At 70.5% G+C, this 8,795-nt stretch carries 8 protein-coding genes; all 8 read right to left on the minus strand.

Annotation, left to right across the window (positions count from 1 at the left end; translation table 11 throughout):
* Positions 1-14: 14 nt before the first annotated feature.
* The 8 genes from ASL10_RS04695 to ASL10_RS04730 are packed head-to-tail and all read right to left on the minus strand — an operon-like array spanning position 15 to position 7,979.
* Complete coding sequence (locus tag ASL10_RS04695) at positions 15-587, minus strand: NUDIX hydrolase (RefSeq protein WP_056044878.1); 573 nt, start codon at positions 585-587, stop codon at positions 15-17.
* Positions 584-2,293: a CTP synthase gene (locus tag ASL10_RS04700; protein WP_082460201.1), complete on the minus strand. Its 1,710-nt coding sequence runs from the start codon at positions 2,291-2,293 to the stop codon at positions 584-586. The genes ASL10_RS04695 and ASL10_RS04700 overlap by 4 nt, the downstream gene beginning before the upstream one ends.
* 51 nt (positions 2,294-2,344) lie before the next feature.
* Positions 2,345-4,066: a DNA repair protein RecN gene (gene recN / locus ASL10_RS04705; RefSeq protein ID WP_056044880.1), complete on the minus strand. Its 1,722-nt coding sequence runs from the start codon at positions 4,064-4,066 to the stop codon at positions 2,345-2,347.
* Positions 4,063-5,046: an NAD kinase gene (locus ASL10_RS04710; RefSeq protein ID WP_235452437.1), complete on the minus strand. Its 984-nt coding sequence runs from the start codon at positions 5,044-5,046 to the stop codon at positions 4,063-4,065. The genes recN and ASL10_RS04710 overlap by 4 nt, the downstream gene beginning before the upstream one ends.
* Positions 5,047-5,051: 5 nt before the next feature.
* Entirely contained in the window at positions 5,052-5,867 is an 816-nt protein-coding gene (locus ASL10_RS04715) for a TlyA family RNA methyltransferase (protein WP_056044882.1), read from the minus strand.
* Entirely contained in the window at positions 5,864-6,082 is a 219-nt protein-coding gene (locus ASL10_RS04720) for a hypothetical protein (protein WP_056044884.1), read from the minus strand. The genes ASL10_RS04715 and ASL10_RS04720 overlap by 4 nt, the downstream gene beginning before the upstream one ends.
* Positions 6,083-6,130: 48 nt before the next feature.
* Positions 6,131-7,123: an HAD-IIA family hydrolase gene (locus ASL10_RS04725; protein ID WP_235452434.1), complete on the minus strand. Its 993-nt coding sequence runs from the start codon at positions 7,121-7,123 to the stop codon at positions 6,131-6,133.
* A 4-nt stretch (positions 7,124-7,127) separates the two neighbouring features.
* A complete protein-coding gene (locus tag ASL10_RS04730) occupies positions 7,128-7,979 on the minus strand; it encodes a hypothetical protein (protein WP_200922571.1) in 852 nt (283 codons plus the stop codon).
* Positions 7,980-8,795 lie beyond the last annotated feature (816 nt).

An 8,795-nucleotide genomic window follows, 5' to 3' on the forward strand; every position in this document is an offset into this window, starting at 1 on the left:
CGGCGACGCACGCCTCAGCGGGACGCGACCGCGGCGAGCGCCGCGATGCTGAGGATCGAGTTGTGCAGCCGGCCGGCCAGCACTCCGTCGACGATCTCGTCGAGCGAGACCCAGCGCTTCTCGATGTCGGCTTCTTCGTCGCTCCGCTCGAACGCGTCCGCCGTGGCGCCGACGCCGGTCGCCCGGAAGACCGTGACCATCTCGTCGTTGCCGCCGGGTGTGGTGTGGAACGAGACGAGCTCGTCCCAGTTCGTCGCCTGCAGGTCGGCCTCTTCGGCGAGCTCGCGCTTCGCGGCGTCGAGCTTGCTCTCACCCTCGGCGTCGAGCAGGCCGGCGGGCAGTTCCCAGTCGCGGGAGCGGATCGGGTGCCGGTACTGCTTGATGACGAGCACGCGCTGCTGGTCGTCGACGGCCAGCACCGCCACGGCACCGGTGTGCGCGACGTACTCGCGCACCATCGGCGAGCCGTTGTAGTCGACGGTGTCGCGCTTGACGTTCCAGACCGCGCCTTCGAAGACGACCTCGGACTTCGTGATCGTCGGCGACGCTGGTTCGTCGGCGAGCGGCTCACCGGTCGTGTCGGTCACGCCACGACCTCGGCGGCGTCGGCTTCGTCGGCGAACAGCTTGCTCGCATCGTGGCGCTCGAGCGACGCCGCCACGAGCCCGGCGAACAGCGGGTGCGCGTCGTTGGGGCGGGACCGCAGTTCGGGGTGGGCCTGCGTCCCGATGTAGAACGGGTGGACGTCGCGGTCGAGTTCGACGTACTCGACGAGCGTGCCGTCGGGTGAGGTGCCCGAGAAGCGCAGGCCCGCGTCGGCGATCTGCTGACGGTACTGGTTCGAGACCTCGTAGCGGTGGCGGTGACGCTCGGACACCAGCTCGGACCCGTAGAGGTCGGCGGCGAGCGAGCCCGGCGTCAACGCGGCCGGGTAGAGGCCGAGGCGCATGGTGCCGCCCAGGTCACCGTCGGCGATGATGTCGACCTGCTCGGCCATGGTCGCGACTACCGCGTACTCGGTGTCGGGGTCGAACTCGGACGAGGAGGCGCCGGTCAGGCCGGCCTCGTTGCGCGCGTACTCGATGACCATGCACTGCAGGCCGAGGCACAGGCCGAGCGCCGGCAGGCCGTTCTCGCGCGCGAAGCGCAGCGCGCCGAGCTTGCCCTCGATGCCGCGGATGCCGAAGCCACCGGGCACGCAGATGCCGTCGACCTTGCTGAGGGCCTTCGCGGCGCCCTCGGCGGTCTCGCAGTCGTCGGAGGGTATCCAGGTCAGTGACACCTTGGTCTGGTGTGCGAACCCGCCGGCCTTGAGGGCCTCGGTGACCGAGAGGTAGGCGTCGGGCAGGTCGATGTACTTGCCGACCAGGCCGATCGTGACCTCGTGCTTCGGCTCGTGGACGGCGGTCAAGACGGGCTGCCAGCCCGACCAGTCGACCTCGCCGGCCTTCTCGCCGAGGCCCAGGTGGTCGATGATGTACGCGTCGAGCCCCTGGTCGTTCAGCATGGCCGGGATGTCGTAGATGCTCGCGACGTCCTTCGCGTTGACCACGGCGTCCTCGTCGACGTCGCACATCAGGGCGATCTTCTTCTTGTTGCTCTCGCTGACCGGACGGTCGCTGCGCAGCACGAGGGCGTCGGGCTGGATGCCGATCGAGCGCAGGGCCGCGACGCTGTGCTGGGTCGGCTTGGTCTTCTGCTCGCCCGACGCGCCCATGTAGGGCACGAGGGAGACGTGCACGAAGAAGACGTTCTTGCGACCGAGCTCGTGGCGCACCTGACGGGCGGCCTCGATGAACGGCTGGCTCTCGATGTCGCCGACCGTGCCGCCGACCTCGGTGATGATCACGTCGGGCTTGGGGTCGTCGTCGGCCTGCTGGCGCATGCGCCGCTTGATCTCGTCGGTGATGTGCGGGATGACCTGCACGGTGTCACCGAGGTACTCGCCGCGTCGTTCCTTCGCGATGACGGTCGAGTAGATCTGCCCCGTCGTGACGTTCGCTGACTGACCGAGGTCGATGTCGAGGAACCGCTCGTAGTGCCCGATGTCGAGGTCGGTCTCGGCGCCGTCGTCGGTGACGAAGACCTCACCGTGCTGGAACGGGTTCATGGTGCCCGGATCGACGTTCAGGTACGGATCGAGCTTCTGCATGACGACCCGCAACCCGCGGGCCGTGAGCAGATTGCCCAGGCTGGCGGCCGTCAGGCCTTTTCCGAGGGAGGAGACGACGCCTCCGGTGACGAAGATGTGCTTCGTCGTGCTGGCATCTGGACCCGAGTTCTCAACGTTCACCACGGGATTCCATCCTATGTCACACCGAGCCGTTCCGACAGGCCACGCCTGTTACGAACGTGTGTCGGCCGTGGCCGGTCGGCGGGCCGACGAGGCGAGTTCGAGCAGTTCACGGGCGTGTTCGAGACCGCTGGAGCTGTCGGGCAGCCCTGAGAGCAGGCGGGCCATCTCGGCGACGCGCTCGTCGCCCTCGAGCTGGTGCACGCTGCTCGCCGTCACCTCGCCCGAGGCGTCCTTGACGACGCGGAGGTGGTTGGTGGCGAACGCGGCGACCTGGGCCAGGTGCGTCACCACGATGACCTGTGCCCGTTCGGCGAGCGCCGCCAGGCGTCGGCCGATCTCGATCGCGGCCGAACCGCCGACGCCGGCGTCGACCTCGTCGAAGACGAAGGTGGGCACGTCGCTCGACCCGGCCATGACGACCTCGAGCGCGAGCATGACGCGCGAGAGTTCGCCGCCGGACGCGCCCTTGCCGAGGGGGCGGGGCTCGCTGCCGGGGTGCGGCCTCAGCAGGAGCGAGACGACGTCGCCGCCGCTCGTCCCGAGCTCGTCCCGAGGCGAGACCTCGACGACGATCTCGGCACCGGTCATGGCGAGGGCGCTCAGCTCGGCGCTGACCCGCGTCGAGAGGTCGGCCCCGGAGGCGCGGCGCAGGTCCCCGAGGACGCCCGCCCGTCGTTCGGCCTCGGCCCGCAGCTCGGCGACCTCGTCGTCGAGGTGCGCGAGGCGGTCGTCGTCGCCGTCGAGCTCGACCAGGCGTCGGCTGCCGTCGTCGAGGAGGCGGATGACGTCGTCGAGGGTGGGGCCGTACTTGCGGACGAGCCCGGCGAGGTCCGCGCGCCGGGTCTGCACCGACTCGAGTTCGACGGCCACGTCGGCGTCGAGGGTGCCGAGGTAGCTCGACAGTCGGGAGGCGGATTCGCCGACCTGCACGCTGACCTCGGCCAGCAGGTCGGCGATGGGCTCGAGCGCCGGGTCGTGCGGGGCGACGCGTTCGATCTGACGGCGTGCCTCCTCCACGAGGGAGACGACGTCGCGGGTCCCGTCGACCGCGTCGGTCGAGAGCACCTCGTGGGCGAGGCCGGCTGCCAGCCTGAGGTCTTCGGCGTTGCTGAGTCGCTCGGCCGCGGCATCGAGCTCGTCGAGTTCGCCGGCCACGGGGGCGAGGCCCTCGATCTCGTCGATCGCGGCCCGCAGGGTGTCGGCCTCGTCACGTCGGGCGTCGCGGTCGCGGGTGATCTCGTCGAGTTCGGCTCGGGCGGCCAGCCAGGCGTCGTACGCGCCACGGTAGTGTGCGGCGGCCTCGGCGAGGGCGGCCCCGCCGTGCGCGTCGACGGCCGCGCGTTGGGCGGCAGCGGACTTCAGTCGGATCTGCTCGGACTGGCCGTGGACCACCACGAGGTGGTCGGCGAGGTCGCCGAGCACGCCGATCGGGGCCGTGCGTCCGCCGACCACCGCACGGCTACGTCCCTCGGCCGAGACCACGCGACTGAGGAAGAGCTCGCCGTCGTCGACGTCGCCGCCCGCGTCCCGGACGCGCTCGACGATGGCCCCCTCGGCAGGGACCAGCCAGCGCCCGTCCACGACGGCCTGGGGGCTGCCCGAGCGGACGACACCGCTCTCGGCACGCTGACCGAGCAGCAGGCCGAGCGCCGAGACGACCATGGTCTTGCCCGCCCCCGTCTCGCCGGTGACGGCCGTGAAGCCGGGGCCGAGCGGCAGGGTCGCGCGACCGATCACGCCGAGGTCGCGGATCGAGATCTCTTCGATCATCGGTCGCCCTCGCGGGCCGGATCGGACGTGGTCGGGCTGATGGTGGCCCCGACGGCGACGTCCTCGACGGTGGCCGGTCCGCGCCAGCCCGTGACGGGGAGCTGGAACTTGGCCACGAGGCGATCGGTGAACGGGCCCGTCCGCAGGCGGGCCAGTCGCACGGGCTGGTCGGAGCGGCTGCACTCGACCCGGGCCCCCGGGGGCAGGTCGTGCTCGCGGCGACCGTCACACCACAGGATGCCGCGAGCGTCCGTGCGGCTCAGCACCTCGACGGCGAGCACCGAGTCGGGCCCGACGACGAGTGGTCGGGCGAAGAGCGCGTGGGCACTGAGCGGCACGAGCAGCAACGCCTGCACGGCAGGCCACACCACCGGGCCGCCGGCCGAGAACGAGTAGGCCGTCGAGCCGGTCGGCGTGGACATGACCACGCCGTCGCAACCGAAGGACGACAGAGGACGACCGTCGACCTCGATGACGACCTCGAGCATGCGCTCGCGTGAGGCCTTCTCGACCGTGGCCTCGTTCATGGCCCAGGTCTCGTAGACGACCTCGTCACCGTTGGTGACCTTGACGTCGAGCGCGAACCGCTCCTCGACCTCGTAGTCGGCCGCGAGGACGCGGGCGACGGTGTCGGCCATCTCGTCGCGCTCGCTCTCGGCCAGGAACCCGACGTGGCCGAGGTTGACCCCGACGATGGGAGCGCGGGTACCGCGGATCAACTCGGCGGCACGGAGGATCGTGCCGTCGCCACCCAGGACGATGACGCATTCGAGGTCGTCGCAGGCCACGCCGTCGAACAGGATCTCGACGTCGTCGATGGCGGCCGTGGGCTGGGCCCGACGGATGTCGTCCCACTCGTCGCGGGGAAGGACGGGAACCACACCGGCGTCGCCCAACAACCCGCAGACCTCGAGGGCGGCGTCGATGGAGTCGGGACGCCCCGTGTGCGAGACGACCAGGATGTGTCGTGTCGAAGAGATGTCGTTCACCCTCTCGTCAAGCTGTCGGCCGTGCTGAGCCATTCTGTCGGATTCGTCCCGACCGAGGCCGAGAAGTGCACACAGTACTCGCGGTTGCCCGAGCCGCCGACGATCGGGGACGAGATGAGCCCGGCCGTGCCGAGCCCCAGGTCGTGGGCGGCCCACAACACCGTGGTGACGGCCTCGTTCCGCAGCACGGGGTCGAGCACGAGACCCTCCCGGACGCCCTGTCGGCCGACCTCGAACTGCGGCTTGATCAGCAGGACGAAGTCGTTGTCCACACCCACGCTCGCCACGAGTGCGGGCAGCACCATCGTCAGGGAGATGAACGACACGTCGGCCACCACGAGCGACACCGAGGAGGCACGGGTCGTCAACGCCGCGAACCGCTCGGCCGTCAGGTAGCGCGCGTTCTCGCCCTCGACGATCATGACTCGCGGGTCGAAACGAACCGGGTTGGCCAACTGACCGTGGCCGACGTCGAGGGCGACCACGTGCTCGGCCCCGCGCTCGAGGAGGACCTGCGTGAACCCGCCCGTGGACGCTCCGACGTCGAGGGCCGTCCGGCCCGTGGGGTCGACCCGGAACGCGTCGAGCGCACCCAGGAGTTTGTGTGCCGCACGACTCACGTAGTGGTCGAGGCCGGCGACGGCGACGTCGTCCGACTCGCCCACCCGAGCGGACGCCTTGACCACTCCCACGCCGTTGACGGTCACCAATCCGTCCGACAACAAGCGGGCGGCATGCGTCCGTGACCGGGCGAGACCACGCCGGGCGAGGACCGAGTCGAGTCGATCCCCCGGCGCTTCGGCGGCCGTCATCGACCGCCCTGACCGATGTCGTCGGTGGTGCCCTCGAGCACGGCGCGGAGCTCGTCGTGGATCGCGGCGAAGGCCTCGGCCCGCGAGGACAAGGGGAGGGACTCGATGCCCGACAGCTGCTCGGCGGACGCCACCTGCGCCTCCTGACGGTCTGCGGCGTCCACGACGTCGAGGTCGGTGTCGCCGCGGACGGTCGCGTCGGGATGGTCGCTCATGGTGCCGACCAGACTAGCCGCCGCCCCTGACGGTCGGGTCGGGAGCGATCAGCCGTCGGCGTGCAGCTTCGGGTCGACGTCGAGCCCGTAGATGGCCTTGCCTGTCCCCCACACCGCGGCGGCCCCCGCGCGCAGCAGGTCGACGGGGTCGCCTCCGTCGGACAACACCCGCACCACGTGACCGCGGACGGCGACGCTCGCCCCACGGACCGTGACGACGTGCACGTCCTCTTCGTCGTGTTCGACGGTGTCGGGATACGGCTGGTCCAACTCACGGAGGTCGCCGACGATGAAGTCCGGCCGGGACTTCGCGTCGGCGGCGAGCACCTGCTTCGCGCCGTCGATGCCGGTCAGCACCAGGATCGAGACGAGTCCCGCGGCATTCGCGCCGACGATGTCGGTGTCGAGCCGGTCCCCGATGAACGCGGCCTTCGTCGCCCCGAACCTCTCGACGGCCGCGGTGAAGATCGGGGTCTCGGGCTTGCCGGCGGTCACGGGCAGGCGCCCGACGGCCGTGTGGACCGCGGACACCAGCGTTCCGTTGCCGGGCGCGACACCACGCTCCTGCGGGATCGTCCAGTCCGTGTTCGTCGCGATCCACGGGATGCCCGTGTGCAAGGCGAAGGACGCCTCGGCGAGCTGCGCCCATCCGACGTCAGGGCTGAAACCCTGCACGACCGCCGCGGGCGCGTCGTCGGCCGAACGGGTGACGACGAAGCCCTCGGCCTCGAGCACCGACGTCAGGCCCTCGCCGCCGACGACCAGCACCGTCGAGCCGGCGGGCACGGCATCGACGAGGAGGCGCACGGCGGCCTGCGGGGACGTCACCACGTCGTCCGCGTCCACCTCGAGTCCGTAACCGGCCAGTTGACCGGCCACCGTCTCGGCGGTCCGCGACGCGTTGTTCGTGACGTACCCGACGCGACGGGTACGAGCCAGGTCCGTCAGGCTCTCGACCGCGTGGTCGATGGCGTGCCGCCCCCGGTAGACGACCCCGTCGAGGTCGGCGAGGACGGTGTCGACGCCGTCGAGAGGCGTCACCGCGTCAGGCACGGTGGTCGTCGACGTGGTCCGTGCCCTGCGGGGTCGTCTCGGGATCGGCAGTCTCATCGTGGTGGCCCTGCTCCTCGTCGTGCTGCTCGTCCGCGCGGTCGTCCGGACGATGCTCGGGTCCGTCGAGGTCGTCGGCGCCGCCGTGGGACTCCCCTGGCACGCCGTCGGGCTCGCCGAGCGCCAGCTCACCGGGCTCGTCAGACATCGGTTCATCCGACTCTTCGATGGTCAGCTCACCGGGCTCGTCGAGGGCGACGGGTCGTTCGTCGGAGAATTCGACGTCCTCCTCGACGATCTCCACGGTCTCGCCGTCGGCGCCACCGTGTTCGAGGGCCGCGAGAGCGTCCTCGGCCCGGTCGGCGAGTTCGAGCCACTTCTCCCCCTCGTCGGGGCGACCCAGATCCTCGAGGACCGTGCCGTAGGCGGCGAAGAGGGCCGGGCTGTAGCTGAAAGCTGTCATCCGGTCGAGTTGGGGGATCTCGAGCTCGCCCAGAGCAGCTTGGGGTTGGCCGAGGTCGAGACGGGCACCCGACATCGCGATGGCCAGTGAGACGCGCACCTGGACGTCGAGTGTCGACACGTCGACGGACCGCCCGAGCTCGAGCGCCCGCTCGGGACGACCCAGACCTCGTTCACTGTCGACCATGAGAGGCAACTGGTCATCACGGCCCGAGATGCGACGGTAGGTGCGTAGTTCGCGGAGGGTGAGGGCGTAGTCCCCCACCTGGTAGGCCGTGATGGCGATCGTCTCGCGGACGACGGAGATGCGCCCGGCCCGACGTCCTGCCGAGAGGGCGTGCTTGTGGGCCTCCTCCGGGTCCTCGTCGATCAGACGACCAGCCATGACCAGGTGCTTGGCCACCCAGTCCGCGTTCTCCTTGCTGAGCGTCTTGAGCTCACCACGGGCGACCTTGTCCAGATCACGGGGCTCGACGTCATCCGGGACGTGCGCGACCTCTTGCGCCGGACGGACCGACTTGATGCCGAACGGGTCACGGTCTTCCGGGGTCTCGCGGGGCGTCCAGCCCTCTCGACGATCACCACGTCCCGTCGAACCGGTACGAGGCCCTGCTCCGCGACGATCGTCGCCACCCGGGCGACCACCGCGCTGCGGACGGTCGCCCGACGACGGACGATCTCCCCGCTGAGGCCGGTCACCATGCGAGGGACGATCCCCTCGCTGGGGCCGATCACCGTAGGACGGACGATCCCCGCGCTGTGGCCCGCCGCTCGAGGGTCGCCCCCCGCTGGGGCGTCCGTTGGAGGGACGTCCCTCGGACGGACGCTCGCCGCGCGGAGAACGCCCGCCGGCCGGGCGATCGCTCGACGATCGGCCCCGGTCACCGAATGAGGGCCGGCCTGTGCCCCCACCGCGGTTCGCCCCACTGCTGCCAGAGCCCGAGGAGGGACGGCGTGGGCCGTCCTTGCGGTCGTCGTCGTCGCGATCAGTCACCGAAGTGCTCCTCTGTTGTTCTCTGCCAGCTGTCGAGTTGTGAAGGGTCGACTCTACCAAAGCGACCACGACTGCAGGAGGCGCGGTTCGGCTGGGCGAGATTCGTCCCGTAACGCAGAAAAGCCGCCCCAACTGGGGCGGCTCTTCTGGTGTTTCGTGTGCTGTTCGCACTAAAAGGAGTCCGGCGGTGTCCTACTCTCCCACAAG

The sequence above is a fragment of the Frigoribacterium sp. Leaf8 genome (genome assembly GCF_001421165.1).
Classification (GTDB): domain Bacteria; phylum Actinomycetota; class Actinomycetes; order Actinomycetales; family Microbacteriaceae; genus Frigoribacterium.

Coding starts and splice junctions, on each gene's coding strand:
- ASL10_RS04720 (WP_056044884.1), bottom strand. CDS start 6,082: ATGAGCGACCATCCCGACGCGACCGTCCGCGGCGACACCGACCTCGAC.
- ASL10_RS04715 (WP_056044882.1), bottom strand. CDS start 5,867: ATGACGGCCGCCGAAGCGCCGGGGGATCGACTCGACTCGGTCCTCGCC.
- recN (WP_056044880.1), bottom strand. CDS start 4,066: ATGATCGAAGAGATCTCGATCCGCGACCTCGGCGTGATCGGTCGCGCG.
- ASL10_RS04730 (WP_200922571.1), bottom strand. CDS start 7,979: ATGGCTGGTCGTCTGATCGACGAGGACCCGGAGGAGGCCCACAAGCAC.